The organism is Leisingera sp. ANG49 (assembly GCF_059694505.1).
In genome coordinates this window covers 223,550-250,208 of the sequence record NZ_JCATZN010000002.1, presented here as the reverse complement: position 1 = coordinate 250,208, position 26,659 = coordinate 223,550, and the positions used below count along the sequence as shown (strand labels likewise).

26 protein-coding genes, 1 other RNA gene and 1 riboswitch are annotated in these 26,659 nt (G+C 65.4%); of the genes, 10 read left to right on the top strand and 17 right to left on the bottom strand.

Annotation, left to right across the window (positions count from 1 at the left end; all coding sequences use genetic code 11):
• Nucleotides 1–8: 8 nt before the first annotated feature.
• On the bottom strand, nt 9–992 hold the full coding sequence (locus tag AC58NV_RS07630; protein ID WP_497226590.1) for a calcium/sodium antiporter: 984 nt from the start codon (nt 990–992) through the stop codon (nt 9–11).
• A gap of 376 nt (nt 993–1,368) precedes the next feature.
• On the opposite strand from AC58NV_RS07630, the gene AC58NV_RS07625 reads away from it, so the two are divergent.
• Nucleotides 1,369–1,932 carry an outer membrane protein gene (locus tag AC58NV_RS07625; RefSeq protein WP_497226589.1) on the top strand — a complete coding sequence of 188 codons (564 nt, stop codon included), beginning with the start codon at nt 1,369–1,371 and terminating at the stop codon, nt 1,930–1,932.
• Between the two features lie 78 nt (nt 1,933–2,010).
• Here AC58NV_RS07625 and ccoP read toward each other — a convergent pair whose 3' ends face one another.
• From ccoP to ccoN, 4 genes are read right to left on the bottom strand one after another with little or no spacing between them, the layout of a single operon-like run.
• A complete protein-coding gene (ccoP, locus tag AC58NV_RS07620; RefSeq protein ID WP_366661128.1) occupies nt 2,011–2,880 on the bottom strand; it encodes a cytochrome-c oxidase, cbb3-type subunit III in 870 nt (289 codons plus the stop codon).
• Nucleotides 2,877–3,083, bottom strand: coding sequence for a CcoQ/FixQ family Cbb3-type cytochrome c oxidase assembly chaperone (locus tag AC58NV_RS07615; protein ID WP_019298205.1), 207 nt, complete (start codon nt 3,081–3,083; stop codon nt 2,877–2,879). Before AC58NV_RS07615 ends, ccoP begins: the two co-directional genes overlap by 4 nt.
• 11 nt (nt 3,084–3,094) lie before the next feature.
• The gene (gene ccoO / locus AC58NV_RS07610; RefSeq protein WP_497226588.1) at nt 3,095–3,823 is read right to left on the bottom strand and encodes a cytochrome-c oxidase, cbb3-type subunit II; all 729 of its coding nucleotides are present in this window, start codon (nt 3,821–3,823) and stop codon (nt 3,095–3,097) included.
• A gap of 14 nt (nt 3,824–3,837) precedes the next feature.
• Nucleotides 3,838–5,448 (bottom strand): cytochrome-c oxidase, cbb3-type subunit I, encoded by a 1,611-nt coding sequence (gene ccoN, locus AC58NV_RS07605; protein ID WP_366661130.1) that lies wholly within the window; start codon nt 5,446–5,448, stop codon nt 3,838–3,840.
• 205 nt (nt 5,449–5,653) lie between these two features.
• On the opposite strand from ccoN, the gene AC58NV_RS07600 reads away from it, so the two are divergent.
• The gene (locus tag AC58NV_RS07600) at nt 5,654–6,493 is read left to right on the top strand and encodes a universal stress protein (protein ID WP_497226587.1); all 840 of its coding nucleotides are present in this window, start codon (nt 5,654–5,656) and stop codon (nt 6,491–6,493) included.
• Nucleotides 6,494–6,561: 68 nt separating this feature from the next.
• Here AC58NV_RS07600 and AC58NV_RS07595 read toward each other — a convergent pair whose 3' ends face one another.
• A complete protein-coding gene (locus tag AC58NV_RS07595; RefSeq protein WP_174149604.1) occupies nt 6,562–6,819 on the bottom strand; it encodes a GlsB/YeaQ/YmgE family stress response membrane protein in 258 nt (85 codons plus the stop codon).
• A 108-nt stretch (nt 6,820–6,927) separates the two neighbouring features.
• The gene (gene glyA / locus AC58NV_RS07590) at nt 6,928–8,247 is read right to left on the bottom strand and encodes a serine hydroxymethyltransferase (RefSeq protein WP_497226586.1); all 1,320 of its coding nucleotides are present in this window, start codon (nt 8,245–8,247) and stop codon (nt 6,928–6,930) included.
• 116 nt (nt 8,248–8,363) lie between these two features.
• On the opposite strand from glyA, the gene AC58NV_RS07585 reads away from it, so the two are divergent.
• Nucleotides 8,364–9,236 (top strand): LysR family transcriptional regulator, encoded by an 873-nt coding sequence (locus AC58NV_RS07585; RefSeq protein WP_497226585.1) that lies wholly within the window; start codon nt 8,364–8,366, stop codon nt 9,234–9,236.
• 21 nt (nt 9,237–9,257) lie between these two features.
• Here the strand turns inward: AC58NV_RS07585 and fnrL are convergent, their stop codons facing one another.
• Nucleotides 9,258–9,998 carry a transcriptional regulator FnrL gene (gene fnrL / locus AC58NV_RS07580; protein ID WP_366661134.1) on the bottom strand — a complete coding sequence of 247 codons (741 nt, stop codon included), beginning with the start codon at nt 9,996–9,998 and terminating at the stop codon, nt 9,258–9,260.
• A gap of 62 nt (nt 9,999–10,060) precedes the next feature.
• On the opposite strand from fnrL, the gene hemN reads away from it, so the two are divergent.
• Nucleotides 10,061–11,416 carry an oxygen-independent coproporphyrinogen III oxidase gene (gene hemN / locus AC58NV_RS07575; protein ID WP_497226584.1) on the top strand — a complete coding sequence of 452 codons (1,356 nt, stop codon included), beginning with the start codon at nt 10,061–10,063 and terminating at the stop codon, nt 11,414–11,416.
• A gap of 268 nt (nt 11,417–11,684) precedes the next feature.
• On the opposite strand, the gene AC58NV_RS07570 is transcribed toward hemN, so the two are convergent.
• The 4 genes from AC58NV_RS07570 to AC58NV_RS07555 form a co-directional block, all read right to left on the bottom strand.
• On the bottom strand, nt 11,685–13,277 hold the full coding sequence (locus AC58NV_RS07570; RefSeq protein ID WP_497226583.1) for an ABC transporter ATP-binding protein: 1,593 nt from the start codon (nt 13,275–13,277) through the stop codon (nt 11,685–11,687).
• 142 nt (nt 13,278–13,419) lie between these two features.
• The gene (locus tag AC58NV_RS07565; protein WP_497226582.1) at nt 13,420–14,526 is read right to left on the bottom strand and encodes an ABC transporter permease; all 1,107 of its coding nucleotides are present in this window, start codon (nt 14,524–14,526) and stop codon (nt 13,420–13,422) included.
• A gap of 3 nt (nt 14,527–14,529) precedes the next feature.
• Nucleotides 14,530–15,615, bottom strand: a complete 1,086-nt coding sequence (locus AC58NV_RS07560; RefSeq protein ID WP_497226581.1) for a microcin C ABC transporter permease YejB — start codon at nt 15,613–15,615, stop codon at nt 14,530–14,532.
• Between the two features lie 9 nt (nt 15,616–15,624).
• Nucleotides 15,625–17,538, bottom strand: a complete 1,914-nt coding sequence (locus AC58NV_RS07555) for an extracellular solute-binding protein (RefSeq protein ID WP_497226580.1) — start codon at nt 17,536–17,538, stop codon at nt 15,625–15,627.
• A 217-nt stretch (nt 17,539–17,755) separates the two neighbouring features.
• Between AC58NV_RS07555 and AC58NV_RS07550 the strand changes: the two genes are divergently transcribed.
• Nucleotides 17,756–17,992: a DUF333 domain-containing protein gene (locus AC58NV_RS07550; RefSeq protein WP_497226579.1), complete on the top strand. Its 237-nt coding sequence runs from the start codon at nt 17,756–17,758 to the stop codon at nt 17,990–17,992.
• A gap of 95 nt (nt 17,993–18,087) precedes the next feature.
• Here the strand turns inward: AC58NV_RS07550 and AC58NV_RS07545 are convergent, their stop codons facing one another.
• Nucleotides 18,088–18,597, bottom strand: coding sequence for a c-type cytochrome (locus AC58NV_RS07545; protein WP_366661140.1), 510 nt, complete (start codon nt 18,595–18,597; stop codon nt 18,088–18,090).
• A gap of 118 nt (nt 18,598–18,715) precedes the next feature.
• Between AC58NV_RS07545 and AC58NV_RS07540 the strand changes: the two genes are divergently transcribed.
• On the top strand, nt 18,716–19,549 hold the full coding sequence (locus AC58NV_RS07540; RefSeq protein ID WP_019298220.1) for a prephenate dehydratase: 834 nt from the start codon (nt 18,716–18,718) through the stop codon (nt 19,547–19,549).
• A 192-nt stretch (nt 19,550–19,741) separates the two neighbouring features.
• On the opposite strand, the gene ffs is transcribed toward AC58NV_RS07540, so the two are convergent.
• An RNA gene (gene ffs / locus AC58NV_RS07535) (signal recognition particle sRNA small type) lies at nt 19,742–19,840 on the bottom strand.
• A 64-nt stretch (nt 19,841–19,904) separates the two neighbouring features.
• Entirely contained in the window at nt 19,905–21,758 is a 1,854-nt protein-coding gene (locus tag AC58NV_RS07530; RefSeq protein ID WP_497226578.1) for a 5'-nucleotidase C-terminal domain-containing protein, read from the bottom strand.
• A gap of 333 nt (nt 21,759–22,091) precedes the next feature.
• On the opposite strand from AC58NV_RS07530, the gene nudC reads away from it, so the two are divergent.
• Together nudC and AC58NV_RS07520 are read left to right on the top strand one after the other, a co-directional pair.
• The gene (gene nudC, locus AC58NV_RS07525) at nt 22,092–23,075 is read left to right on the top strand and encodes an NAD(+) diphosphatase (protein WP_497226577.1); all 984 of its coding nucleotides are present in this window, start codon (nt 22,092–22,094) and stop codon (nt 23,073–23,075) included.
• Between the two features lie 57 nt (nt 23,076–23,132).
• On the top strand, nt 23,133–23,600 hold the full coding sequence (locus AC58NV_RS07520; RefSeq protein ID WP_497226576.1) for an SRPBCC family protein: 468 nt from the start codon (nt 23,133–23,135) through the stop codon (nt 23,598–23,600).
• A 10-nt stretch (nt 23,601–23,610) separates the two neighbouring features.
• On the opposite strand, the gene AC58NV_RS07515 is transcribed toward AC58NV_RS07520, so the two are convergent.
• The gene (locus AC58NV_RS07515; protein WP_497226575.1) at nt 23,611–24,489 is read right to left on the bottom strand and encodes an alpha/beta hydrolase family protein; all 879 of its coding nucleotides are present in this window, start codon (nt 24,487–24,489) and stop codon (nt 23,611–23,613) included.
• Nucleotides 24,490–24,559: 70 nt separating this feature from the next.
• Here AC58NV_RS07515 and AC58NV_RS07510 point away from each other — a divergent pair, with 70 nt between their 5' ends.
• Complete coding sequence (locus AC58NV_RS07510; RefSeq protein ID WP_497226574.1) at nt 24,560–25,180, top strand: TetR/AcrR family transcriptional regulator; 621 nt, start codon at nt 24,560–24,562, stop codon at nt 25,178–25,180.
• Between the two features lie 18 nt (nt 25,181–25,198).
• A riboswitch (cobalamin riboswitch) is annotated at nt 25,199–25,418 on the top strand.
• Between the two features lie 106 nt (nt 25,419–25,524).
• Nucleotides 25,525–25,929 (top strand): hypothetical protein, encoded by a 405-nt coding sequence (locus AC58NV_RS07505; protein WP_366661146.1) that lies wholly within the window; start codon nt 25,525–25,527, stop codon nt 25,927–25,929.
• 110 nt (nt 25,930–26,039) lie between these two features.
• Here the strand turns inward: AC58NV_RS07505 and AC58NV_RS07500 are convergent, their stop codons facing one another.
• On the bottom strand, nt 26,040–26,582 hold the full coding sequence (locus tag AC58NV_RS07500) for a protein-tyrosine phosphatase family protein (protein WP_497226573.1): 543 nt from the start codon (nt 26,580–26,582) through the stop codon (nt 26,040–26,042).
• Nucleotides 26,583–26,659: the final 77 nt, after the last annotated feature.

Sequence of the window (26,659 nt, the reverse complement as noted above, 5' to 3'; positions counted from 1 at the left end):
TCGCGGGGTCAGGCCGGCCACAGCCACCAGACATAGGCACCGTAACCTGCCAGCAGCACCGCGCCCTCGCGCCGGGACACCCGCAGCCCGGTCCAGGCCAGCGCCAGGAAAGCCAGCGTCACCAGCAGCATCACCGGGTTGTCGAAGCCGGCAATCCGCTCTGGCACCTCCGAAGGCGCGATCAGCGCGGTGGCCCCGCCGATGCCCAGCAGGTTGTAGATGTTGGAACCGATGATATTGCCAAAGGCCATCTCGCCCTGGCGCCGCAGCGCTGCCGCAACAGAGGTCGCAAGCTCCGGCGCCGAAGTGCCCAAGGCAACGATGGTGAGGCCTATCACGGTTTCGGACACCTGCATCATGCGCGCCAGCTCAACCGCCCCGTCCACCAGCAGGCCGCCGCCGCCGATCACCAGCGCCAGCCCTCCCAGGGCAGTGGCCAGCGGGCGCCACAGCGGCCGCCTGACCGTGCTCTCAGGCGTTATTGCCGGGTCCACGCCCTCCAGCGCGGCGGCCTTATCGTACAGCGCGCCGTGGTCTGCCGCCGCTGTCCGTTCCTGGCGGATGGCAAGCCAGACATAGGCCGCCAGCGCCAGAACAAAGCTCAGGCCCGCCAGACGCGTCACCGGCACCGTTGCCGCCAGCAGTGCAAAGACCGCCGTGGCCGCCAGCATGACGCCGCCGTCCCGCCGCAGCGCTGCCGACTGCACCGCAATCGGCGCGATCAGCGCCGACAGGCCGGCAATCAGCAGGATATTGGCGATGTTCGAGCCGGTGATATTGCCATAGGCAATCCCCGGAGCCCCGGCCAGCGCCGCACGGACCGAAGTCACCAGCTCGGGCGCCGAGGTGCCGAACCCCACCAGGGTCAGCCCGATCACCAGCGGCGAGATCCCGAACCGCTCGGCAACACGCACCGCGCCGCGCACCAGAAACTCGCCGCCCAGGATCAGCAGTAAAAGCCCGCCCAGAAGCGGCAGCCAAATATCAAACACCTGAGACCTTTCTCAAATTGGCGCCCGGCCTGCCCGGAACGCCAGCAGACGCCGCCCCTCTGCCCCGCCGGCCGCGGGCAGCATCTGGCGTGTCCGCAAGGAAGATGAGATCGCAGGCCCTGCGGCTTCAAGTGGCCAGGAGAGAAAAATTCGCTTATGCAGGGGCAGCCCGCCGCGCAGCCATCCCCGCACGCCGAAAGGCGTGCTAAGCGAAAACCGGCGCATCACGGCTGTATAATGGCAAAAGACCGCCTGCCGCGGGCAGATGGGCGGCGCCTGGCTCCCGCAGGCCTTTCCTCTGCGGAAGCTGAGTTATCTTGTTTCACAAGTGCGGCAGCCGGTGTCCCGGCTCCATCAGTTAGAAGGTATGTCTGTTATGAAAAGCAAATGTCTCCCCGCCCTGCTCCTTTTTTCCGCCGCCACCGCAACCTCTGCCTTTGCAGGCGACTGGGAGGGCGGCTACGTCGGCGGCCAGATCGGATACGGATCCGGGGATTTTGACCTCGGCACGCTCACCGAGCTCGACACGGACGGCGCAGTGGGCGGCTTCACCATCGGCTACTTGTGGGAACTGGGGGATTGGGCGGTCGGCCCGGAACTGCAATACGACTTCTCCGACCTGTCTGTTGAATCCGGCGGGGCAACAGGCGATTTTGACAGGATCGCACGGCTGAAACTCCGCGCCGGCTACGATCTGGGCAATGCGCTGCTCTACGGCTCCCTCGGCTTTGCCTACACAAATTTCGACGGGCTTTCGGGCGTGAGCAGCATTGATTTCGACGATCCCGGCTATGTCATCGGCTTCGGCTACGACCACCAGATCAACGACCGTTGGGTGATCGGCGGCGAATACCAGTACCACAAATTCGACGACTTCGGCACCGACGGCAATGATGTCGATTTCGGCACCCTGCACATCCGGGCCATGTTCAGGTTCTGAACCGCGGGTCCGGGCCAGCGTAAATACAAAAGGGGCCGCAGTCTGCGGCCCCTTTTCTTTTCCAGGAGTACGGAGTGCTTACTCGCCGCCGCCCAGCTGGTGGACGTAGGAGGACACCGCGCGGATCTGCGCCTCGGTCAGGCGGGTATTCCAGGCCGGCATCACGCCGTAGCGCGAGTTGCTCACGGTCTCGGTCAGCGTGTCGTAGTCGCCGCCATAGAGCCAGATCGCATCCGCCAGGTTGGGGGCGCCCTGCGAACGGTCGCCGGTTCCGTCCTCGGCGTGGCAGGAGGCGCAGTTGTCGGCAAAGACAACCGAACCGGCCTCAACCTGTGCAGCATCCTGCGCCTCGCCCGACAGCGACATCACGTAGTTGACCACCTGGGAGATTTCTTCCTTCTCAAGCAGTTCGTCGCGGCCGAAGGCAGGCATCTCGGAATAGCGCGCTTCGTCGCTGTCCTCGTTGCGGATGCCGTGGGTGATGGTGGCGTGGATGTCCTCCATCGAGCCGCCCCAGAGCCAATCGTCGTCCAGCAGGTTCGGATAGCCTTTAGCGCCGGCCGCGCCGGAGCCGTGGCACTGGGCGCACCAGGTCTTGAACACGGCGGAACCGGCGGACACCGCGTAAGAGCCCAGTTCCGGGTCTTCCGCGATGGCGGTCAGCTCAGCCGCTTCCAGCTTGGCATTGATCGGTGCGTTGGCTTCTTCCACCGCGGTGATCTCGGCTGCCACGTCGCCGCGGGTCGACCAGCCCAGCACCCCGGCAGTGGCGCCGTTGATCAGCGGCCAGGCCGGATAGGCGATGGTGTAGATCACGCCCCAGATGATGGTGGCGTAGAAAGTCCACAGCCACCAGCGCGGCATCGGGTTGTCGAATTCCTCGATCCCGTCCCACTCATGGCCGGTGGTATTCGGATCGCCTTCGAATTTCTGCGATTTCTTGCTCATGCCCTCGCCTCCTTAGTCGCGGCGGGTTGGTCCTGGCTGGGCGCAGGTGCGTCATCATGCCGGAACGGGATGTTTGCAGTGTCCTTGTAGGCCTTGGTGCTGCCCGGGCGGAACGCCCAGACAATCACACCAATGAAGAAGGTGAACAGGAACAGCAGCATCCAGCTATCGGCGAACTGCCTGAGGAGTGTGTAGAGTTCCATACCATCCTCCCTCAGCGGCTCGCGTCCGGGGTGAAGGTCGAGAAGTCGACCAGCGTGCCCAGCATCTGCAGATAGGCGATCAGCGCGTCGGCCTCGGAGATCCCCGGCTTGCCATCGAAGTTGCGCACGTTGATGTCCTCGCCATAGCGCTCCAGCAGCCCGTCATAGTCGCTGTCCGGGTCGGCCTGGGCGCGGAAGTCAGCCTGCGCGGCGTCGATCATCTCGTCACTGTAGGGCGTGCCCAAGAGCGCGTTGGTGGCCATGATGTCGCCGATGTACTTGCCGTCGATCTTCTTCTCCTCGAGGAAGCCGTATTTCGGCATCACCGATTCCGGCACCACCGACTGCGGGTCGCGCAGGTGGTCTGCGTGCCACTCATCCGAGTAGCGGCCGCCAACGCGGGCCAGGTCCGGCCCGGTCCGCTTGGAACCCCACTGGAACGGGCGGTCGTACATCGACTCCGCCGCCAGCGAGTAGTGGCCGTAACGCTCGACCTCGTCGCGCATCGGGCGGATCATCTGGCTGTGGCAGACATAGCAGCCTTCCCGGATATAGACCTCGCGGCCCGCCATCTCGAGCGGAGTGTAGGGACGCATGCCCTCCACCTTCTCGATGGTGTTTTCCAGGTAGAACAGCGGTGCGATCTGCACCAGGCCGCCGATGGTCACGACCAGGAAGCTGAAGATCAGCAGCAGGGTCGCGTTGGTCTCGAGGATCTTATGTTTGTCGAGAATAGACATTGCTTCCTGGCTCCTTATTCAGCCGGAACCGGGACCGTCAGGCTGGCCTCTTTGGCCGGCGCCTTACGGACCGTCATCCACAGGTTGTAGCACATGATGATGGACCCCGCGAGGAACATCACCCCGCCCAGACCGCGCACCACATACATCGGGAACTTCGCTGCCACGGTGTCGGCAAAGGAGTTCACCAGGAAGCCGTTGGCGTCCACTTCACGCCACATCAGGCCTTCCATGATACCGGTCACCCACATCGAAGCGGCGTAGAGAATGATGCCGAGGGTGGCCAGCCAGAAGTGCCAGGAGACCAGCCGCAGGCTGTAAAGGCTCTCGCGCTTCCACAGCGCCGGCACCAGGTAGTAGAGGGCGCCGAAGGTGATCATGCCGTTCCAGCCCAGCGCGCCGGAGTGCACGTGGCCAATGGTCCAGTCGGTGTAGTGCGACAGCGAGTTCACCGCGCGGATCGACATCATCGGGCCTTCGAAGGTGGACATGCCGTAGAAGCCCAGCGAGATCACCATCATCCGGATCACCGGGTCGGTGCGCAGCTTGTCCCAGGCGCCCGACAGGGTCATCAGGCCGTTGATCATGCCGCCCCAGGAGGGCATCCACAGGATCACCGACATCACCATGCCCAGGGTCGACGCCCAGTCAGGCAGCGCAGTGTAATGCAGGTGGTGCGGACCGGCCCAGATGTACAGGAAGATCAGCGCCCAGAAGTGGATGATCGACAGCTTGTACGAGAAGACGGGACGCTCGGCCTGCTTGGGGATGAAGTAATACATCATGCCCAGGAAGCCCGCGGTCAGGAAGAAGCCCACGGCGTTGTGGCCGTACCACCACTGGATCATCGCATCCTGCACGCCCGGCCACACGATCACCGACTTGGAGCCCCAGATCGAGACCGGGATGGTCATGTTGTTGATTAGGTGCAGCATCGCCACGGTGACGATAAAGGACAGGTAGAACCAGTTCGCCACATAGATATGCGGCTCCTTGCGCTTGATGATGGTGCCCAGGAACACCGCAAGATAGGCGACCCAGACGATGGTCAGCCACAGGTCGACGTACCACTCGGGTTCCGCATATTCCTTGGACTGGGTGCCGCCCAGCAGATAGCCGGTTGCCGCCAGCACGATGAACAGCTGGTAGCCCCAGAACACGAACCACGCCAGGTTGCCGCCCCAGAGGCGCGCCGCAGAGGTCCGCTGCACCACATAGAAGGAGGTTGCGATCAGCGCGTTGCCGCCAAAGGCAAAGATCACCGCAGACGTGTGCAGCGGGCGCAGGCGGCCAAAGTTGGCCAGGCCGTCGGCCCATTCAAAGTTCAGCGCCGGAAACGCCAGCTGAAACGCGATGAAGGTCCCCGCCAGGAACCCGACCACGCCCCAGAAGGCCGTTGCAATCGTGCCAGCGCGGATCACGCTGTCGAAATACTCGTTTTCCAGACCGGCGGCCGCCACTTTCGGCTCGTCGGTTCTGCGCAAAGTGTAGAGGAACAGGCCGCCGGCCACGATCATCACAATGATCGCGTGCACCTGGTAAGCCAGATCCCGCGCGTAATTGGTGCCGATCATCGCAAACAGCGTGACCAGACCAAGCGCTATCAGCTTGATATAATTAGACATCTTGCGTCCCTTTGCCATGCCCCCGCGAATCCTGCGGATACGGGAACGTTATTAGACCGCGCCCTTCATGCAAAACGCGCCTTTCTGCTGCCTTGATCTGCATCAAGACAAATCCGGGCAACATGTGACACTTCTTCCCGTGCAGTGAAACTCCGTGCACCAGCGCCATCCGGGCCTGCGGTGCACTTTCCGCCGAGAGGTGTCAATGTCCTACAAGTCCTTGCTTACCGTTCTCACAGCTGCGGACACCGCAGCGGCGCCTTTGGCGCAAATTGCGGCCCTGGCTGAGGAATTCGGCGCCCATGCCGATGCGCTCTGCCTCGGTGTCGACCGCACCCAGACAGGATACTACTACGCCGGCGCCAATGCGATGGTGCTGCAGGAAACCCTGGCCCGCGCCCAGGAGGAGGCCGAAGAGGTCCAGGCCCAGGCCGAAGAGACCCTGAAGCAGGCCGGCGTCGCTTACGGCACCGACAGCGGCGTCGCCCAGATCGCCGACATCGGCCGCCATGTGGCGCGCCAGGCGCGGTTTTCCGACCTGGTTGTGCTGGGCCAGCCCTATGGCGCGGGGAAGCGCGCCGAGGCAGAGCCAATCGTCGAAGCGGCGCTGTTCGAAGGCCGCGCCCCGGTGCTGGTGGTGCCGGACAAATCCGCGCCGCTGAAGCAGCCCGAAACGGTTCTGGTGGCCTGGAACGAAAGCATCGAGGCCATGACCGCGATCCGCCGGGCGATGCCGTTCCTGAAAGGCGCCGATCTGGTCCGCATCGCGGTGATCGATCCGCCGCAGCACGGCCCCGAACGCTCCGACCCGGGCGGCATGCTGGCGCAGATGCTGGCCCGCCACGGGGTGAAATGCGAAATCGATGTGCTCAGCAAGACGCTGACCCGGGTTTCGGACGTGCTGAACCGCCACGCTTCCGACACCGCCGCGGACATGATCGTGATGGGCGCCTACGGCCATTCCCGCTTCCGCGAGGCAATCCTGGGCGGCGCCACCCGCAACATGCTGGAACAGGCCGCGGTGCCGGTGCTGATGGCACACTAGGGTCAGACAGTATTTATCAACCGGAAAGGCGCCCCGCGGGGCGCCTTTTTCATGCAGGAATCCCGGCCTTACCCCGCCTTGCGGATCAGCCCGATCAGGAACAGGAGGATCACTGCGCCCAGGGTGGCGTGGATCAGCGTCCAGAAAAAACCGCCGCCCGCGGCAAACCCCAGCGCCGGAAAGATGGTGCCTGCCAGGAAGGCGCCGACCACGCCGACGATGATATTGCCGAGGATGCCAAAGCCGCGCCCCTGCATGATCTTGCCCGACAGCCACCCCGCCAGCGCCCCGATGATCAGCATCCCGATCAGACTTCCAAACTGCATTGCCGCCTCCATGTGGTGTTACCGCAATAGTAGAGCACAACCGCGGCGCCGGGTCACCCGCTGCCTTCAGGGTCCGCAGCCAGAGCCCCTCCCGGCCGTCGTGCGGCCTCAGCGGACGTAGTGCATGCCCTGGAACGCAGCGCGGAACGCGGCAACCTCTGCCGCCATGGCCGCCGGATCCTCCGCCCGCAGGGCGCGGGCAATCAGCTCCGCGAGCTTGGGCGCATGCTCCGGCGTGACACCGCGGCGCACCAGCTCAGGCGTGCCGAGGCGCAGCCCGTTCATGTCCCCCGGCACCTCCGCAACCGGCAGGCCGATGCCGCAGGCCAGGAAGCCCGCCTTGCGCAGATGCTTCGACGCCGCCTGGCCGCCGCCGAACTCCGCCGCTTCCAGGGCAAACTGGTGCGACTGCGTGATCCCGCGCGCAGCGGCAAAGACCGGCAGCTCCTGCCCGGCCAGCGCTTCGGCCAGTGCCAGCGACAGATCGGCCATCGCCTTGGCATAGCCCGCGCCATGCTCCACCCAGTCCAGCAGGCTCATCGCCAGCGCAGCGGACTTGGCCGCATCGAAGTTCGCAGTCATGCCGGGAAAGGCGATGGCATCCAGCCGCTCAGCTACCCCTGCGTCATTGGTGACGATCAGCCCGCCGACCGGGCCGCCCAGGCTCTTGTAGGTGCTCATCGTCATCATATGGGCGCCCTGCTCCAGCGGATTGGCCCAATGCCCGCCCGCAATCATGCCGCATTGATGGGCGGCGTCAAACAGCACCTTGGCGCCGACCTCATCGGCAATCGCCCGGATCTCCGGCACCGGATGCGGGAACAGGTTGAGGCTGCCGCCAATGGTGATCAGCTTGGGCTGCACCTCGAGCGCCAGATCACGCAGCGCATTCAAATCGACCGTATAGCCATCCGCATCCACCGGTGCCGGGTGGGTCTGCAGCCCGTAAAGGCCCGCACAGCCGCCCGCGTGATGGGTGACATGCCCCCCCACCGTGGCAGGCGGCGCGATGATCGCATCGCCGGGCTGGGTCAGCGCCATGAAGCCGTAAAGATTCGCCAGCGCGCCCGATCCCACCCGGATCTCCGCGTAACGCGCGTTGAAGACCTGTGCCGCGACCTCAGCTGCGATCACCTCGATCTCCTCGATGGCCTCCAGCCCCATCTCGTATTTGTCGCCGGGGTAGCCCAGCGACGGGCGGCTGCCGAGACCGGTTGCCAGCAGCGCCTCAGCCGCCGGGTTCATCACGTTGGTGGCCGGGTTCAGGTTGAAGCAGTCGCGGTCGTGGATCTCTGCATTGCGGACCGCCAGCGCGGTCAGCCGCGCAGCGGTCTCTGCGCTGGTCGCAGCGGCGGTTTTGGCGGCCACGGTCTGCACGTAGTCTTCGCAGGCGGCGGGCACCCAGTTGCGGCGGGCAAGCTCTGTCATGGTCTGTCTCCTTCGCGCAATGGCGGGTTTCTCTCAGCCCCCATCAAAGCGCTGGTGCCCCCTTGCCCGCAAATCAGTTTTCCAGAAAACTAGGGCTAGAAAAATTGAGGCTAGCTATGACTGTTTCCCCGCCCCCCGCCCGATCCCTGCCGCTGACCGCCCTGCGCGCGTTCGAGGCAGCCGCGCGGCTGGGCGGGTTCTCTGCGGCCGCGCAGGAGCTGGGGGTGACCCCCGGCGCGGTCTCGGCCCAAATCAAATCGCTCGAGGACACGCTGCAGGCGCCGCTGTTCATCCGCCGCCCCAAGCAGGTGGCGCTGACCGCCCTTGGCGCACGGGTGCTGCCGGAGTTCACCGCCGCCTTCGATCAGCTTAACGCCGCCACCCGCCACCTGCGCGAGGAGGCGCAGCCCAGCACTGTCCACATCGCCACCCTGCCCGCCATCGCCCAGTTCTGGCTGTCACCGCGGCTGCCAGCGCTCAGGGCCGCGATGCCGGAGATGGTGGTGTCTGTCACGGCCACCGAGGAACCGCCCAACCTCAAGCGCACGCCCTACGACCTGTGCCTGTTCTACGGCGGCGTTCTGGGCGAGGTTATCGAGCAGGACGTGATTTTCCCGGTCTGCGCCCCCGCGCTGGCCCAGCAGTTGAACGGTCCCGCCGACCTGGAAAACGTACCCTGCCTGTCAGACGCGGTCTGGGCGCAGGATTGGGAGGCATGGCTGCAGGCCGCCTGCCCCGGTGAGACCCTGCATCTGCGGGGGCCGGAATACTCGCTCTATTCCCTGGCAGTGGAGGAGGCCATCAATGGCGCGGGCGTTCTGATCGGCCATCAGGCGCTGGTGGCACCGCTTGTGGACAGCGGCAGGCTGGTGGCGCCGTTTGCAGTGAAGGCCAGCCTGCCGCGGGACTTGAGGCTGTGGAGCCTGCGCGCCTCCGGCCCGCGCAGCCCGGCAGCGCGGGTGGCGCGCTGGCTGGCGGAAAACAGCTAGATAAAACGGGAAAAGGCGGCCTCAGCCCAGGAAGCCGCCGTCGCTGTCGTCGCCTGCTTCTTCCATCAGGCGGCGCATGTCAGGCACGGTCACATGCCGCTTGCCTTCCAGCTCGATGACGCCGTCCCGCTTGAGCGCGGAAATCTGGCGGCTGACGGTTTCCAGCGTCAGACCCAGGTAGTCGGCCATTGCCTCCCGCGTCAGCGGCAGGTCGAACACCATCCGGTTGGTGGCCCCGCCGGGCGTCAGCGTGGCATCACGGCGCGCGATAATGGCCAGGAGGCTGGCGATCTTCTCGCGGGCGGTCTTGCGGCCCAGCACCAGCATCCACTCGCGCGCCGCGTCGAGTTCGTCCAGGGTCATTTCCAGCAGACGGTGCGCGATATGCGGGGTGCGCTCCATCAGCTCCTCGAACGGCTTCTTGCGGAAGCAGCACATCACCACATCGGTGGTCGCCGCTACATCGTAGGCCGCGCCTTCGCGACCCGGGCGGCCGACGAAATCGCTGGGCAGCAGCAGGCCCACCATCTGGGTGCGCCCGTCCTCCATCGTCTGGGTGAGAGAGGCGATTCCGGAGACCACGGAGCCCACGAAATTCATCACGTCGCCGGACCAGATGATCGGTTGGCCGGCCTCGTAGGTGCGGTAGTACTTGATCGCGTCCAGCTCCTCCAGCTCATCCGCGTTGCAGCGCGCGCAGACGGCCCGGTGGCGGATCGGGCAGTCACCGCATCTGGAATGGGAAAGTACGGGAGCGTTCATTCGTTGGTCCGGATTGATCTGGGTCAAGGCTCTGGTTCGCGCTTTCCCATAACGGTAATTGAATGGAACAGAAAGCTCAATTGGCCGAACTGGGATTGTTTGACGCCAAAGTGCCGCGCTATACCAGCTATCCCACCGCGCCGCACTTCGGCAAGAAGACTGATTCCGCGCAGTTTTCCAGTTGGGTATCCAGAATTGCCCCCGGCAGCAGCATCTCGCTGTATGTGCATGTGCCGTTCTGCCGCAGGTTGTGCTGGTTCTGCGCCTGCCGCACGCAGGGCACCCATTCCGACGCCCCGGTAGAGGCTTACGTTCAGGTTCTGAAGGCCGAGATTGCGCTGCTGAAGGCGCAGCTGCCCGCAGATATCACCCTGTCGCGGCTGCATTGGGGCGGCGGCACGCCGACGCTCCTCAGCGCGGAGCTGATCCGCGATCTGTCCGGCGCCGTTACCGAAGCGATTCCGCTGGCGCCGCGGGCAGAGTTTTCGGTGGAGATCGACCCGAATGAGATCGGGGACCGGCGGCTGGATGCGCTGGCCGAAGCGGGGATGAACCGCGCCTCTGTCGGGGTGCAGGATTTCGACAGCACCATCCAGCAGGCGATCGGCCGCATCCAGAGCTTCGAGGCCACCCGCGCCGCGATCGAACAGCTGCGCAGCCACGGCATCACCAGCCTCAATGCCGATATCCTTTTTGGCCTGCCGCATCAGACACCCGCCATCATGACCGAAAGCGTGCAAAAACTGCTGTCGCTGACACCGGACCGGGTGGCGGTCTACGGCTATGCGCATGTGCCGTGGATGGCCGGGCGTCAAAGCATGATCCGCTCCGATGCGCTGCCCACCCCCGAATCACGGCTGGAGCTGTTTGAGACCGCCCGCCAGCTGTTCCTGTGGGACGGCTACCGTGAGATCGGCATCGACCATTTCGCGCGGCCCCACGACGGGCTGGCAGTGGCGCAGCAGACCGGGCGGCTGCGGCGCAATTTCCAGGGCTACACCGACGATCCGGCAGAGGTGCTGATCGGCATCGGCGCCTCGGCGATCTCGCGCTTCCCGCAGGGCTATGCGCAGAACGCGCCCGCCACCTCGGCCTATGTCCGCGCCATCCGCGGCGGGCAGTTCGCCACCGCCCGCGGCCATGCGTTTGGCGGCGAGGACTTGCTGCGGGCGCGGCTGATCGAGGCGCTGATGTGCGATTTCCGTATCTGCCGCGAGGAGATCCTGTCGCGCTTTGCGGTGGCCGAGGCGGATCTTGACCAAATGTTTGCAGAGGCAGACGCCGCCTTCCCCGGCATGCTGAAAGTGTCCGCCAAGGGGCTGCAGATCCGAAACGAGGCGCGTCCTCTGACCCGGATGATCGCCCGCAGCTTTGACGCCTATGACCTCAGCACCGCAGGCCACAGCACCGCCATCTGAGCCCATCTCCGGTTCACGAAGATCTCCCGCCCGTCGCATCTGCGCCACAGGCGCAGTGCTCCCGTTGGGCGAGGCTCAGCCGGGGCGCCTGCGGGCGCGGGAGGAGGCCGCTGTTTTCCGGGGTGACACCCATTAGGTCAGCACTGCTGCCCGAATGTTTCGCGCGCGAAACATTTGGTCAAACTGGCTGCCGCAACTTATGGGCGTTGCGTCAGGTGCGAACGCATAGATGCTGCAAAGCCTGCCAAAGGGTTAATTCAGGGGCGGGTCAACCGGCGGCGGCCAGCAGCCTGCGGGTGTAGTCGGCCCGCGGGTTGGCAAACAGCTCCTCCGCCGCGCCGGTCTCCACCACGTCGCCCTGGTTCATCACCACCACCTTGTGCGACATCGCCCGCACCACATTGAGGTCGTGGGAGATGAACAGATAGGCGAGCCCGTAGCGCGTCTGCAGGTCGCGCAAGAGCTCGACAATCTGCACCTGCACCGTCATGTCCAGCGCCGAGGTCGGCTCGTCAAGCACCACCAGTTTCGGGCGCAGCACCATGGCGCGGGCAATGGCGATGCGCTGGCGCTGGCCGCCGGAGAACTCATGCGGGTAGCGGTCCATGGCGCCTGGGTCGAGTCCCACCTCCGTCATCACCTCCGCCACCAGCTCGCGGGTGTCGCGGTGCTGGTCCACCTTGTGGATCGCCAGCCCCTCCGCGATGATCTGGGCGCAGGTCATCCGCGGGCTGAGCGAGCCGAAGGGGTCCTGGAACACGATCTGCATGTCCTTGCGCAGGGCGCGCAGATCGCGGGTGGACCATTTGCGCAGGTCCTGGCCCTGGAAGGTCACCGCGCCCTCGGATGCAATCAGCCGCATGATTGCAAGCGCCAGCGTGGTCTTGCCGGAGCCCGACTCGCCGACGATGCCCAGGGTTTCGCCTGCGCGCACCGAGACCGACATCGGGTTCACCGCCTTCACATGTCCAACGGTGCGTTTCAAGAGGCCGCGCTGGATCGGGAACCAGACCTTGAGGTCCCTGGCCGCCACCAGTTCCTGCGCATCCGGAGCCACCGGCTGCGGCTGGCCGGAGGGCTCTGCCGCCAGCAGTTTCTGCGTGTAGGGGTGCTGCGGATTGGCAAAGATTTCTGCCGCCGGGCCTTCCTCGACAATCTCGCCGCTTTTCATAACGCAGACCCGGTCGGCAATTCGGCGCACGATGCCGAGGTCATGGGTGATGAACAAGAGCCCCATGCCTTCGCTTTTCTTGAGTTCCGCCAGCAAGTCGAGAATCTGCGCCTGGATGGTCACGTCGAGCGCCGTGGTCGGCTCATCGGCGATCAGGATGTCGGGCTTGTTCGCAAGTGCCATGGCGATCATCACCCGCTGCCGCTGACCGCCCGACAGCTGGTGCGGGTAGGAGGTCAGCCGGTTTTCCGCGTCGCGGATGCCGACCTTCTCCAGCAGTTCCAAGATGCGCGCGCGGGCGGATTTGCCGGTCAGCCCCTGGTGCAGCGCGAGGGATTCCTCCAGCTGCCGTTCGATGGTGTGCAGCGGGTTGAGCGAGGTCATCGGCTCCTGGAAGATGAAGCTGATGTCATTGCCGCGCACCTGCATCAGATGGCGTTCGCTGGCGCCGACCATCTCGGTGCCGTCATAGGTGACCGAGCCTGTCACCGTGGCGCTGTCGCCCAGCAGCGAGACGGTGGACAGCGCCGAAACCGATTTGCCGGAGCCCGACTCGCCCACCAGCGCCACGGTTTCGCCGCGGCCGACGGAGAAGGAAACGCCGCGCACGGCTTCGGTCACCTTGCCGTCCTGGCGGAAGGAAACGCGGAGGTTCTGGACGTTCAGGAGGGGGGATTGGGATGTGGTCATGAGAACGTCCAAAAGTATGAAGCCCAGCTTTTAACAACCACCCGGGATGCGCAGCAGCCCGGATCGCCCCCGACCCGCCCCCCAGGGCGGGGGCGATTTGCCCCCACCCTCGGGCCGGGGGCAATCCTTATGTTCCGCATCCTCATGAAAACGTCTTCCGCGGATCAAAAGCATCGCGCACGCCCTCGAAGATGAAGATCAGCAGCGACAGCATGATGGCAAAGGTGAAGAAGGCGGTGAAGGCAAGCCAGGGCGCCTCCAGGTTCTGCTTGGCCTGCAGCGTCAGCTCTCCCAAAGACGGCGCCGAGGACGGCAGGCCGAAGCCGAGGAAATCCAAGCCCGCCAAGAGGCCAATGGTGCCGGTGATGATGAAGGGCAGCATGGTCAGCGTCGCCACCATCGCATTGGGCAGCATGTGGCGGAGCATGATGGTGAGGTTGCCGACCCCCAGCGCCTTGGCAGCGCGGACGTATTCCAGGTTGCGGGCGCGCAGGAACTCGGCCCGCACCACGCCGACCAGCGCCGTCCAGCCAAACAGCACCATCAGGAACACCAGCAGCCAGAAACTGCGCCCAAGGATCGCAAACATGATGATGATGACATAAAGCGAGTTCACCGAGCCCCAGACCTCGATCACGCGCTGGAACACCAAGTCCGTCAACCCGCCGAAATAGCCCTGCACCGCACCGGCAAGAATGCCGATGAGGCTGGCGGCGCCGGTCACCATAAGGGTGAACAGGATCGACAGGCGGAAGCCGTAGATCACCCGCGCCAGCACGTCACGCTTGGTATCATCGGTGCCCAAGAGGTTCAGCCCGCCGGGCGGCAGCGGTGCTGCACCGGGGCGGTCCACGGTGGTGTTGAAGCTGTAGGGGATCGGCGGCCAGAGGGTCCAGCCTTGGTGGAAATCTTCGCCCGTATAGGTGCCAGCGGCGATCTGCTCCAGGATGGTTTCGGGCTCGTCAAAGCAGTCCTCGATGCCGCCGGAGCGGATCAGGCATTCGACCTCCGGGTCGCTGTAGACGGCTTCGGTCTGGAAATCGCCGCCGAAGCGGGTTTCCGGGTAGAACTTGAACACCGGCGCATAAATCTCGCCGCGGTAGCTCACGAGGATCGGCTTGTCGTTGGCGATGAACTCGGCAAACAGCGACAGGCCAAACAGCACCGCAAAGATCCACAGCGACCAATAGGCGCGGCGGTTGCGGCAGAAGTTGCGCCAGCGGCGCTGATTGAGGGGGGAGAGCGCCATGGATCAGCCCTCCCGCTTTTCAAAGTCGATGCGCGGGTCGACCACCACATACATCAGGTCGGAGACGATGCCGACCACCAGCCCCATCAGGCCGAAGATATACATGGTGCCGAACATCACCGGGTAATCGCGCGCCACCGCGGCCTCGAACCCGAGGCGGCCGAGCCCGTCGAGCGAGAAGATCGTCTCGATGATCAGGGAGCCTGCGAAGAACACGCCGATGAACACCGCCGGGAAGCCCGCAATCACGATCAGCATCGCGTTGCGGAACACATGGCCGTACAGCACCCGGTTCTCGCTGAGGCCCTTGGCGCGGGCGGTCATCACGTATTGCTTCTTGATCTCATCCAGAAAGGAGTTCTTGGTCAGCAGCGTCAGCGTCGCAAAGGCTGCGATGGTGGAGGCGGTGACCGGCAGCGCGATATGCCAGAAATAATCCGCAATCTTGCCGAACAGGCTGAAGCTCTCCCAATTGTCCGAGGTGAGGCCGCGCAGCGGGAAGATTTGCCAGTAGGAGCCGCCGGCGAACAACACCAGCAGCATGATGGCAAACAGGAACCCCGGGATCGCATAGGCGGCGATGATCACGCCGCTGGTCCAGGTGTCGAACGGCGAGCCGTCGCGCATCGCCTTGCGGATGCCCATCGGGATCGAGATCAGATAGGCGATCAGCGTCGACCACAGGCCGAGCGAGATCGACACCGGCATCTTCTCCAGCACCAGATCGGTCACGTCGATCTTGCGGAAATAGCTCTCGCCGAAGTCAAAGCGGGCGTAATTGCCCAGCATGGTCAGGAAGCGTTCCAGCGGCGGCTTGTCGAGGCCGAACTGTTCTTCCAGTTCCTTGATCAGTTCCGGCGGCAAGCCCTGGCGGCCGGCGTAATTCTCATTGGCGCTGATCGCCTCGGTGCCGGTATCACCGCCGCCGCCGGCAAAGCCCTCGAACACGTCGCCGCCGCCTTCGAGCTGGGCGATGATCTGCTCCACGGGGCCGCCGGGCACGAACTGCACCAGGGCAAAGTTCACCACCAGAATGCCGAACAGCGTCGGGATCACCAGCAGCAGGCGGCGGAGGATATAGGCTGCCATTTGTGGTCCTTACCGCAGCGCGCCGGCGGCCTTTAGCGCGGCCTCGCGCTCCGCATCGATCCACCACAGGTCCAGCAGGCCAGTGTCATAAGGCGGCAGGTTGTCAGGCTGGCGGTACATGTCCCAGTAGGCAATCCAATTCACGTCCAGATACCAGGTCGGCACCACAAAACGCTTGGCCCGCAGTACCCGGTCCAGCGCGCGGGCATTGGCGCGCAGCTCCTCCTGCGTCTTGGCTTTGACGATATTGTCAATCAGCGCATCCACCGCCGGATCGGCCAGCCCTGCCGGGTTGAACACCGAGTATTCATGTGCCTCGGACCCGAAGTACTGATACAGGCCGGTCGACGGTTCCAGCGACATCGGGAAGGCGGAGGAGATCATGTCGAACTCCTTCTCGCGGCGGCGGCTGGTATACTGGGCGTAATCGACCCGGTTCAGCACCGCATCCACCCCCATGGTGCGCAGGTTGGCGACATAGGGTTGCACGATGCGTTCGATGGTCGGGCTGTCGGCCAGAAACTCGATCTTCAGCGGCTCGCCTTGCGCGTTGCGGCGCATGCCGTCATCGCCGACAGTCCAGCCGGCCTCATCCAACAGCTTCATCGCCCGGCGCAGGTTCTTGCGGTCGCCGGGGCGCGACGCCTTGGAGGCATGCGCCATCACCGGCTCGGAGGTCAGGAGGGACGGGTCGATCTGATCGCCCAGCGCTTCCAGCACCTCTTTCTCGCGGCCCTCGGGCAGGCCCTGTGCCGCGAGCGGCGAATCCTGCCAGAAGGAGGAGCGGTGGCGGAACAGCCCGTATTGCAGGCTTTCGTTGGTCCATTCGAAATTGAACGCCAGCTGCATCGCCTCGCGCACGCGGACGTCCTGGAACTTGGGTTTCAGCAAGTTCATCACAAAGCCGCTGGCGGGCGGCACATTGCCGTCGGGAATTTCGCCCTTGATCACATGGCCCTTCTCGACCGCGGCGAATTCATAGTTGGTAGCCCAGTTCTTGGAGTTGTTCTCCGGGCGCAGAGTATAGACGCCGGCCTTGAAGCCCTCCATCGCGGCGACATCATCGCCGAAATACTCGACCCGGATACGGTCATAGTTGTGATGACCTACGTTTACGTTCAAGTCCTTGCCCCAGTAATCGGGGTTGCGGCGGTAAACGATGCGCTGGTTCACATCGGCGCTTTCCAGAACATAAGGCCCAGACCCGATGCCCGGATCCAGCCGCGGCTGGTCGATGCGGCGGTTTTCAGGGTCGGCCTCGAACCAGGCCTTGGAGAACACCGGCGTGCCGCCGACCTGGGTGATCATCGCCCGGCGCGGGAAATCCGGGGAGAAATGGAATTTCACCCGGTGCGGGCCCAGCGCCTCTGCCTTGGGGATGCGCTTGCGCACCGCCTCGGCATAGGATTTCAGCCCCTGGTCCAGCAGGATGTTGTGGGAAAACACCACATCGTCGGCGGTGACCGGCGTTCCGTCGGAAAACTTTGCCTCGGGCCGCAGGTTGAAGATCACCCAGTCCTGGCTTTCGGGGTATTCTAGGCTTTCGGCAACCAGACCGTAGTAGGATCCGGGCTCGTCATAGGATTCCACCAGCAGGCTTTCATAATGGCTGGAGGACAGCGTCCCGGCCCTGCCCTTGCGGGTATAGGGGTTCATGCTGTCGAAGGTGCCGACGGCGGATATCGACAGCTCGCCGCCCTTCGGGGCCTCCGGGTTCACATAGTCGAAATGGGCAAAGCCTTGCGGGTATTTCAGCTCCCCGAACTCGGCAAAGCCATGCGCCTTGATGATGGTCTCTTCCGCCTTGGCCAGTGTCGCGGCTGCCAGCGCCAGGATCAGCCCCAAGGCCAGCGCGGCGGTGGCCTGCAGCGGGTTCACTCTGTCCTTTGCGCGCACGCGCGCCGCAGCTTTGGCGGTGTTCATCTGCCATGACCTCCTATGCCCGGAACTTTGGCCCGGGTTATCCGGCCCCAAGCTAATGTCCGGGGGCGGTAACATTCAAGTTGAGATTAGGTGATCAGACGCCCGATCTGGGCAAAAAGCAGCCGAAACAAAGGCCTGCGTGCAACCGTGCTTGCCCGCAATAAAATTGCCTGCCAGCCTCACATCACGATTGTGTTATGAAACGAGGGAGTTTGCGATGCTGAAGTCAATGAAACTTGCCGCCCTTGCGGTTGCCGGGGCCGCCGCGCTCAGCGCCTGCGCCCAGCAGGAAGAGGAAGTGGTCTACACCAGCCCGGAAGAGGCCTATTGCGTGCAGACCGGCGGCCAGTACGTGCTGCGCAGCGGCAAGGCGGGCACCATCGGCGTCTGCATCCTGCCCGACGGCACAGAGCGCGATGCGCTGGCCTATTACCAGGAAAACAACCCGGCCTGAGCCGGCACCGCTTTTACCGAACCGCTCACGCGAACAAAAAAGCCGCTGCAGATCGCAGCGGCTTTTTCATTGGATAGCTGGGACAGCGGTCCGGATTAGTCGTCCAGGCTGTCCAGATAGGCGATGAGGTTCACCCGGTCCGCCTGTTTCTTCAGGCCGGAGAACGACATGGTGGTGCCCGACGCATAAGCCGACGGCTTGGCCAGGAAGGCGTCCAGCTCTTCCGGGGTCCAGGCCTTGCCGGCCAGGCCGGTCAGCGCGCCGGAATAGCCGAAGCCCGAAGCGGCAGCGATGTCGCGGCCGACCACACCGTACAGGTACGGGCCGGTTGCGTTGGCGCCGTCTTCCAGCTTGTGGCAGGCAGAGCATTTCTTGAACACCTTGGCGCCTTTGGCGGCGTCGGCGGAGGCCATCAGCTCTTCGAAGCTGACTTCCGGTTCGTCGCTGCCGGCATCTTCGGCAGTTGCGACTTCGATCACATAGGAAGCCTCACCGTGGCTGTCCATGTGATACAGTACTTCTGCGCCCCATTTGCCCAGAAGGAATACCAGGAACGCGCCGCAGACGCCTGCGGTCGCTTTGGTGAGGGTCATCGTGTCAAACATGATCGCGAGTCCATTTAGCTGTCTGCTGGGGTGTCTAAGGCTTCCCCTCCCAAGTGGCAAGGTATAGACAGCGCGACGAAACGCCCAATTCTTGAAGTTTTGCACGGGGAACACACCCATGAGCCGCAAAATCGCCATTCAGGGGGAGCTTGGCTCCTACAGCCACGAGGCCTGCCGCATTGCCCGCCCCGGCATGGAGGTGCTGCCCTGCCGCACCTTTGAGGAGATTCTGGAGGCGGTGCGCAGCGGCGAGGCGGAACAGGCGATGCTGCCGGTGGAGAACTCCACCTACGGGCGGGTGGCCGACAGCCACAGGCTGCTGCCGCACAGCGGGCTGCACATCATCGACGAGGCGTTCGTGCGGGTGCATATCAACCTGCTGGCGGTGCCGGGGGCGAAACTGGAAGACATCCGCGAGGCGCATTCGCATCTGGTGCTGCTGCCGCAATGCGGAACCTTCCTGCGCGAGCACGGCATCCGCGGCCGCGTCAGCCCCGACAACGCCCGCGCCGCCCGCGACGTGGCCGAGGCCGGCGACATCCACTCTGCCGCGCTGGCCAGCGAATTGGCAGGCGAGATCTACGGCCTGGACGTGCTGGCCCGCCATATCGAGGATAACGGCGACAACACCACCCGCTTCCTGATCATGGCGAAGGACATAGATTACACCCGCCGCGGCGCCCACAACATGATCACCAGCTTCGTCTTTCAGGTGCGCAACATCCCGGCGGCGCTCTACAAGGCGATGGGCGGTTTTGCCACCAATGGCATCAACATGACCAAGCTGGAAAGCTACATGGTGGACGGGTCGTTCACCGCGACCCAGTTCTACGCCGATATCGAAGGCCACCCCGATGACGCCAATGTGCAGCTGGCGATGGACGAGCTGAGCTATTTCACCACCAACGTGGAAATCCTCGGCGTCTATCCGGCGGACAACGGGCGGTTCTGAGGCCGAAACAGGCGGAGGGGCTTTGCCCCTCTTGGCCTTACGGCCGATTCACCCCAGGAAATATTCCGGCCAGATGAAAAAGCGGTCCCGCCGCGCGGCAGCGCGGCGCCGGGCGCAACGGCGGCTGAGCAATCCTTGATTGCGCCAGAGCGGGCGGGAGCAATCCCGTTTTCCTTGAAATGCGCGGGGAGCAAGTGAGAGGCTGGACATCGACCCAAGCGGGGCTCGTTGTGGCTGCTTCCTTCCGGACCTGACCAGGTTGGCGAGGCGCTTGCCCGCGCCAACCTCTCGAATCCCGATATAAGGACCGCTGCCGGGATTGGCAAGGGCCGCTCCGGTGCCGGAGTCCAGCTGCTCACAGCTGCAGGTCCAGCTCCCAGAAACCAGTGCTGCTGAAGCCGCGCGGGGCGGCCAGGCCGGCCGGCAGATCCTCAAGGTGCTCCGCAGCTCCGGGACCGGTCACGGCCACAGCGCTGGCGCCCGGCACCGGCACCAGCTGCCAGGGATACGGCGCCTCTGCCATCGGCTCCGGCGGCAGCCGCCCGGCAATATAGTCGCGGATCGCCTGGCGGATCCGGACCGGCGGCAGCGCCAGCTCCGCCGCCGTCTCCAGCATCCGGAACCGGCCGCCGCCGCTGACCCGGTAGCTGTTGACCGCAACCGCAAAGCGCTGGCCGGGGTCCACGGGACGGCCCTGCCAGCGAAGCTCCGTGATCCGCCGCGCCTCCGGGCTGATCAGTTCCCCGGCAGCGGAAAACCGCGGCGGCTGCGTCACATCGATCCGGTAGCTGAGGCCGAAAATCACATCGAAGTTATGCCCCGCCCGCAGCGGGTCGGTCAGCCGCTGGCCGGAGCTGCCCGGCTCGATCCGGTTGAACAGCCCGGCGGACATTTCCAGCCAGTCGCGCAATTGTGCGCCGGTGACCTCGACCGCCCGCAGCTCGTTCGGGAAGACCTGCAGGTCGGCAATGTTGCGGGCGCAGAGATCGCCCGCCGCGATATCGGTATAAGACTGCGGGCCGGAGCGGCCGCCGAATTTGCCCGGTGAAGTTGCCGACAGCAGCGGCAGGCCTTCGGCGGCAGTGCCGCGCAGCAGCAGCCGCGCCGCTGCGGCCTGGGCGCAGGCAGTCAGGGTCAGCCCCCGGTCCGGTGCAAAGAAGGTGAAATAGGAATGCATCGCCACCGGGCTATGGCCCGCGGGCTCCTGCATCCGCTTCTGGGTGCTGGCATGGTACGCCGCCAGCGCCTGCACCAGGGCCGGATCCTCTGCCGCCAGCGGCTGCGCGGCCCCGGCCCCGTCCGGCCGCGCGACCGGCTGCAGGCTGGCATCCCCGCCACACAGCTGCCAGCCGCCGGCGGCGTATTCCAGCTCCAGCCGGATCACCCCAAGGTGCGACCCATGCGCCCCCGGCATCACCACCGGCTTGGCAAAGGGATGGTCGGGATGCGGCAATGTCAGATGGGTGTGGCCGCCGACCAGGGCGTCGATGTCTGCCAGCGCGGCCAGCTGCCCCAGGGCGTTTTCGCTGCTCTCGCCGCCGGCAGCCGCCAGCCCGGTATGCGCCAGCGCCAGCACCAGGTCGCAACCCTGCGCCTTCAGCCGCCGCGCCTGCTCTGCCGCGGCCTCGACGAGGTCCGCCGCCAGCAGCTGCCCTTTCAGCACCTGGCTGCACCAGGCCAGTGTCTGCGGCGGCAGCACCGACAACAGCCCGATCCGCACCGGCGGCAGATCCGGGCAGCAGGGCATCTGCCGCTCCAGCACCGCCGCGGGCGCAAACGGCAGCGCGCGGCCAGGATCAGACGCCTTCAGGTTCGAGCACAGCACCGGGCAGGGCGTGTCCGTCAGCGCCTCCCCCAGCGTCTCCAGCCCGAAATCGAAATCGTGATTGCCGAGCCCGGCGGCATCATATTCCAGAACCTGGAATGCGCGCACCAGCGGATGCGGCGCGGCGGCCCGCGGCAGCACATCGCCCAGCGGCGCCCCATAGAAACCATCGCCATTGTCGACCAGAATGCAGGCCGCCCCCTGGGCCGCTGCCCGGGCGCGCGCTTCCGCGATCAGGGTCGCCACCCGCGATAGCCCGATGGCCGGATCCGGCCGGTCGGCGTAGTAATCATGGCTCAGCAGATTGCAGTGCAGGTCCGTTGTGGCCAGCACATGCAGCTCCCCGGCACTGCGGGCCTTGGCGGCCGCCGCGCCGCCTGTCATGTCCGAACTTCTGCTGACACCGCCTGCCCGCCGCTCCTTCCGCACCATTCGGCGCCATTCTTGTTTGGCGCTATTTGAATCAGCGTTTTCACGATTTGCAAAGAAACCTTTTAACTGCGTGTTAACTTTTTCACAGGCCTCCTCCGCACCGTTCCGGATCCGCCCTGTTCTGCTGAAAAATGCCCCTGCGGCAGCCCCGCGGGTGTGGCCGCACGGCGACAGGCAAGCGCAGATCGCACCCGAATGCTGGCAACAGCTGCGGCACACTGTCATGGATTGCCGCATTCCCCCTTTGAGCGCGGTGCAAAGCCCGCCAGCCACAGGAGAATTGCCATGAAACGCGCGGAACAGGTGACCTTCGGCGGCGGCGGGCTGGAGCGCGCCGCGCATCTGCGCAGCGATGCCGCTGCGCTGGCGGCGGCCTGGACCAGCCCCGGGGCCCGGGTGCTGCTCATGTGGCGCGGCAAGCCGCTGACGCTGCGCGAGACGGAGGCGGATCTGCCCTGCGGCCTGGCCTGGATTGCGCCAGCGCATCCGCTGGCCGCGGCCCGCAAATCAGACGCACTGTTCCTGGGCCAGGAATCCGGTGGCGGCGCCTGCTTTGCCTGCGACATCAGCGATTGGCAGCCGCAGGACCTGGACCAGGAGGCCCTGAGCAGCTTTGCCGACGCCAGCGAGCAGCAGCACCCGGACCTGCTGGATACCCATGTCTTTGCGGAGTTGCGCCGGATCATGACCCGCCTCACCCCGCTGGAGGCGGAGCTGGCCACCACCGCCAAGGCGCTGCTGGCCTGGCACCGCAGCCACCGGTTCTGCGCCTGCTGCGGCGCGCCCAGCGATATGGCGCAGGCGGGCTGGCAACGGGTGTGCCCGGCCTGCAAGGCACCGCATTTTCCGCGCACGGACCCGGTGGTGATCATGCTGATCACCCATGGGGATTCGGTGCTGATGGGCCGCTCCCCCGGCTGGCCGGAGGGGATGTATTCGCTGCTGGCAGGCTTCGTCGAACCGGGCGAGACGCTGGAGGCGGCAGTGCGCCGCGAGGTGCTGGAGGAAACCGGCGTCCGGGTCGGCGCGGTCAGCTACCTGTCCAGCCAGCCCTGGGCCTTTCCGATGTCGCTGATGTTCGGCTGCGCGGGCGAGGCGCTGAGCCGCGACATCACCATCGACCCGGCAGAGATCGAGGACGCGCTATGGGTCAGCCGCCAGGAGATGATGACAGTCTTTGCCGGAGAGCACCCGGTTCTGAAACCCGCGCGCAAAGGGGCGATTGCGCAGTTTTTAATCCAGAACTGGCTTGCGGACACGCTGGACTAACGCGCATATTTGCCGGAAACGGCGCAGACCCAAGAGCCGAAGACGAGGCAGGCGAATATGGAATTCCACAGCAAAGAAGACATCGAAGCCCCGATTGCCGAAGTATTCGGCGCGCTTTCGGATTTCGGCATGCTGGAGCGTTCCGCCCTGCGGCGCGGCATTGAGCTGCAGCGCCGAGGCGATCCTGCGCACCCGGAGGCCGGCCTGGCGTGGGATCTTGCCTTCAGCTTCCGCGGCAAGCCGCGCGAGATCCAGCTGACGCTGGCCTCTTACACGCCGCCGTCGGCAATGGTGCTGGAAGGAATCGGCAGCGGCATCGACGGGCGGATGGAAGTTGAGCTGCTGGCGCTGTCGCCGCAGCGGACCCGGATGTCGGTGCGGCTGAAGCTGTCGCCGACCACCCTGACCGGGCGCTTGCTGGTGCAATCGCTGAAGCTGGCGCGCAGCAACCTGAACCGCCGCTTCAAGCTGCGGCTGGCGGATTATGCCCGCATCACCGAAGAGCGCCTGAGCCGCACCGCCTGACCGGCCCGGCTCAGACCTGCGGCACCAGCCGCGGCCACAGTGCCGCATTGGCACGGGCAAAGGCGCCGAGGTGGCCGATCTTCCGCCCCCCGGCCTGCTGCGGGCCCAGCACCACTCGCTGCTGCGGCACATCCCCGTAGACATCGCCCAGCCGCCAGACCGCGGCCGGCGGCACCACATCGTCATCCGCCATCGCGAACATGTCCACCGGAATGCCGGTTTCCGCCCAGCGCGGCTGCGGCAGCGCAGCGCCGGATTCCGGCAGGTAGCTGCCCGGCGTGGTGCACCAGCGCCGCCACTGCCAGTAGACGCCTGCCGGCAAATCCGCCCCGAACCCCACCGCGCGCCCGGGCAGATAGCCCAAGGCACGGACCAGCGGCGGCACGTGGCCGAACCAGAAGGCCAGCGCCAGCGCGCGGTAGGGCCAGGGATGATCGTGGTGATGCACCAAGCCGCCCGCGACCACGATCATGCGGGCGACGTCTTCCAGGCCATCCTGCAGGGGCATCAGCATCGCCCCCAGAGAATGGCCAATCACATACAATGGCACGCCCGCATAGTGCCGCTGCATTTCTGTCCGGGCGGCCGGCTGATCCGCCAGCGCCCACTCGGCCATGGTGGCCTGTGAGCGGCGCGGATGGGCACGCGCCGAATCTCCGAAATCCCGGTAGTCGTAGGTCAGGCATGCCATCTGCCGCTCCGCCGCCAGCCAGCGCGCGAAATGCCGGTAATAGCCCTGCGGCACCCCGGTTGCGCCATTCAGCACCACCGCTGCCCTGGCCGGTCCCGCCGGGTGGTACAGCCGCCCGGCCAGCACCGCATCACTTGCGGCAAAGCGCAGTTCCTCCACCCGGATATCCGCGTCGTGTTCTGCATGGCTGTCGAGCATGGCACCCTCCTAGACCGATTGGTCTATTCCACCTCTGGACCAATCGGTCTAATGCTGTCAACCTGCCGCCATGACTGACGTGACGACACCCTCTGCCGCCCCGGACGGCCCCGCCCCCACCCGCGAGCGGCTGCTGCGCGCGGCTGCCGGCCTGTTCCGCAACAAGGGCTACAGCGGCACCGGCCTGGCGGAATTGCTGGCCGCGGCGGAGGCGCCCAAGGGCTCGCTCTACCACCACTTCCCGAACGGCAAATCCGATCTGGCCCTGGCTGCGGCGGACTGGGCGTCGGAGCAGATGCTGGCACTGATCGACGCTTCCTTCACTCCTGCTCCGACATTTCAGGAAGGCGCCAAGACGGTCTGCTACAAGCTGGCCAAACTGTTCGACAAACAGGGAAAATGGAGCGGCTGCCCGGTCTCCGCCACCCTGTTCGAAGGACCGGAGAACGAGGGTTTTCACCAGCACGCCGCCAAACTGTTCGAGGGCTGGATCACCGGGACCGCGGCCCATGCCCGGCGCCTCGGCCTGGCTGAAGGCGAGGCCCGCGCGGCGGCGGAAAACTTCTATATCCTGCTGCAGGGCGGCTGGCAGCTGGCCCGGGTGCGGCGCGACTCGGATGTGATCCGCAGGCTGCACCTGCAGATGCACACGCCCGTGCCCGCGTCTATGCAAGCGCAGAAAAACGATTGACGACTCGGGCCCCCAGCCGCTACCGCTTGTGGCGATGGTTCCCGCGCCACAGAATCTTGTGTCCGGGATGAAAAGGGAACACGGTGCGGTGCCGCCTTCAGGCGATGCCAATTCCGCGACTGCCCCCGCAACTGTAAGCGGCGAGCGACCCCGATAGAGCCACTGGCCAATGGGCCGGGAAGGATCGGGAAAGCATCGACCCGCAAGTCAGGAGACCTGCCATCGGAAGTGAAACTCGAACCCGGGCGGGGTGTCCGGACAGGGTCTGATGGCACCGCGGGGCTCCCGCTATCTCATCCGGTCTCTTGTCCCAAACCCCCGCACCACGCGCGGAGGGCGCAAACATGATGTGGACGGACAAGACGCATTTCTATGCGGCAACGGATTGCAAATACCTGGGGAAACCCTGCCCCGCGGCAGAACGGATGATCGCCAAGCTGGCCGAGGCGATGACCAAGGCCAAGCCGCTGACCCAGGAGGATTTCGAGATCACCGGCACCACCGCGCTGGACGGCTGCCCGCGCAACTGCCCGGCGCAGTTCGTGGCCAGCCATGACCGGATCCGGCTGTTCTGCGGTGTCGGCGAAGAGGCCCCGCGCGAAGGGCTCGACCGCTTTGCCGACGCGATCCTCAGCCGCGACGGCACCGGCTTTGCAGCCTCCAGCCTGAACGCCCGCCCCTGCGCGCTGATGGAAGCGCTGCCGAAGACGGAAGACGCGCGGCAGGCCGAACAGATGCTGGCGTTGTGAGGAAGCCGCTTAAGGGTTTGACATCACAGTGAGCGCAGCACCGGTTCCGCAAAGAACGGGCGCTCCCCGGCCTTCGGCCAGGCAAAAGCTCTGATTGATTGTTTTGCGGCTTAGCAGGCCTTGCTGCCGTCGCAGGCCCAGTCCAGCTGCTCGTCGGTTTCCACCGCGCAGGGCCGTACCGCGCGCAGCCGCGCCAGCGCCTGCGCCGGATCCTCGCCGCATTCGATCATCAGCCGCAGCACCGCCATGCCGGACCGGCCGCAGCCGCCCCGGCAATGCACCAGCACCCGGCCGCCGCCCGCCAGCGCCTGCCGCGCCGACTTGCTGGCCGCAGCCCACTTCGCGTTCACACTGGGCGGCGGCACCTGAAAATCCGGCACCGGCAGATGCAGCCAGCGGCAGGCCATGCTCTGGATATCAACGCCCAGCCGCGGCACCCCTGCGGCGGCGTGCTCGGCCTCCGTGGTCATTGAGATCACCAGCCCCGGCTTCCATTGATAGATCTGGATCAGGTCGCTGCGGTAATCACCCTCGCCGCCCGGCAGCCGGCACAGCGCCAGAATGCCGCCGCCTGCTGACAGCGCGTGGATGGTCAGGCCGGCCTGCGCCGCAGTCTCCTGCATCGTAGGCTTCGAGGTGTCTTCAGTTCGCATACCGCCTCCCTGGACGCCGCGCTTCTGCACTTCCCCCGCAATTCCCCCTTACCCTCAGCCTAGCCGCTAACCGTGCA

What these genes read in the sequence shown, in the direction of transcription:
- AC58NV_RS07560 (WP_497226581.1), bottom strand. Translation starts at nt 15,615, where the DNA reads ATGGCAGCCTATATCCTCCGCCGCCTGCTGCTGGTGATCCCGACGCTG.
- AC58NV_RS07545 (WP_366661140.1), bottom strand. Translation starts at nt 18,597, where the DNA reads ATGTTTGACACGATGACCCTCACCAAAGCGACCGCAGGCGTCTGCGGC.
- AC58NV_RS07595 (WP_174149604.1), bottom strand. Translation starts at nt 6,819, where the DNA reads ATGCAGTTTGGAAGTCTGATCGGGATGCTGATCATCGGGGCGCTGGCG.
- AC58NV_RS07505 (WP_366661146.1), top strand. Translation starts at nt 25,525, where the DNA reads ATGATGTGGACGGACAAGACGCATTTCTATGCGGCAACGGATTGCAAA.
- ccoO (WP_497226588.1), bottom strand. Translation starts at nt 3,823, where the DNA reads ATGTCTATTCTCGACAAACATAAGATCCTCGAGACCAACGCGACCCTG.
- AC58NV_RS07585 (WP_497226585.1), top strand. Translation starts at nt 8,364, where the DNA reads ATGACTGTTTCCCCGCCCCCCGCCCGATCCCTGCCGCTGACCGCCCTG.
- nudC (WP_497226577.1), top strand. Translation starts at nt 22,092, where the DNA reads ATGAAACGCGCGGAACAGGTGACCTTCGGCGGCGGCGGGCTGGAGCGC.
- hemN (WP_497226584.1), top strand. Translation starts at nt 10,061, where the DNA reads ATGGAACAGAAAGCTCAATTGGCCGAACTGGGATTGTTTGACGCCAAA.
- AC58NV_RS07600 (WP_497226587.1), top strand. Translation starts at nt 5,654, where the DNA reads ATGTCCTACAAGTCCTTGCTTACCGTTCTCACAGCTGCGGACACCGCA.
- glyA (WP_497226586.1), bottom strand. Translation starts at nt 8,247, where the DNA reads ATGACAGAGCTTGCCCGCCGCAACTGGGTGCCCGCCGCCTGCGAAGAC.
- AC58NV_RS07550 (WP_497226579.1), top strand. Translation starts at nt 17,756, where the DNA reads ATGCTGAAGTCAATGAAACTTGCCGCCCTTGCGGTTGCCGGGGCCGCC.
- AC58NV_RS07540 (WP_019298220.1), top strand. Translation starts at nt 18,716, where the DNA reads ATGAGCCGCAAAATCGCCATTCAGGGGGAGCTTGGCTCCTACAGCCAC.
- AC58NV_RS07625 (WP_497226589.1), top strand. Translation starts at nt 1,369, where the DNA reads ATGAAAAGCAAATGTCTCCCCGCCCTGCTCCTTTTTTCCGCCGCCACC.
- AC58NV_RS07555 (WP_497226580.1), bottom strand. Translation starts at nt 17,538, where the DNA reads ATGAACACCGCCAAAGCTGCGGCGCGCGTGCGCGCAAAGGACAGAGTG.
- AC58NV_RS07565 (WP_497226582.1), bottom strand. Translation starts at nt 14,526, where the DNA reads ATGGCGCTCTCCCCCCTCAATCAGCGCCGCTGGCGCAACTTCTGCCGC.
- fnrL (WP_366661134.1), bottom strand. Translation starts at nt 9,998, where the DNA reads ATGAACGCTCCCGTACTTTCCCATTCCAGATGCGGTGACTGCCCGATC.
- ccoP (WP_366661128.1), bottom strand. Translation starts at nt 2,880, where the DNA reads ATGAGCAAGAAATCGCAGAAATTCGAAGGCGATCCGAATACCACCGGC.
- AC58NV_RS07500 (WP_497226573.1), bottom strand. Translation starts at nt 26,582, where the DNA reads ATGCGAACTGAAGACACCTCGAAGCCTACGATGCAGGAGACTGCGGCG.
- AC58NV_RS07520 (WP_497226576.1), top strand. Translation starts at nt 23,133, where the DNA reads ATGGAATTCCACAGCAAAGAAGACATCGAAGCCCCGATTGCCGAAGTA.
- AC58NV_RS07515 (WP_497226575.1), bottom strand. Translation starts at nt 24,489, where the DNA reads ATGCTCGACAGCCATGCAGAACACGACGCGGATATCCGGGTGGAGGAA.
- ccoN (WP_366661130.1), bottom strand. Translation starts at nt 5,448, where the DNA reads ATGTCTAATTATATCAAGCTGATAGCGCTTGGTCTGGTCACGCTGTTT.
- AC58NV_RS07510 (WP_497226574.1), top strand. Translation starts at nt 24,560, where the DNA reads ATGACTGACGTGACGACACCCTCTGCCGCCCCGGACGGCCCCGCCCCC.
- AC58NV_RS07530 (WP_497226578.1), bottom strand. Translation starts at nt 21,758, where the DNA reads ATGACAGGCGGCGCGGCGGCCGCCAAGGCCCGCAGTGCCGGGGAGCTG.
- AC58NV_RS07615 (WP_019298205.1), bottom strand. Translation starts at nt 3,083, where the DNA reads ATGGAACTCTACACACTCCTCAGGCAGTTCGCCGATAGCTGGATGCTG.
- AC58NV_RS07570 (WP_497226583.1), bottom strand. Translation starts at nt 13,277, where the DNA reads ATGACCACATCCCAATCCCCCCTCCTGAACGTCCAGAACCTCCGCGTT.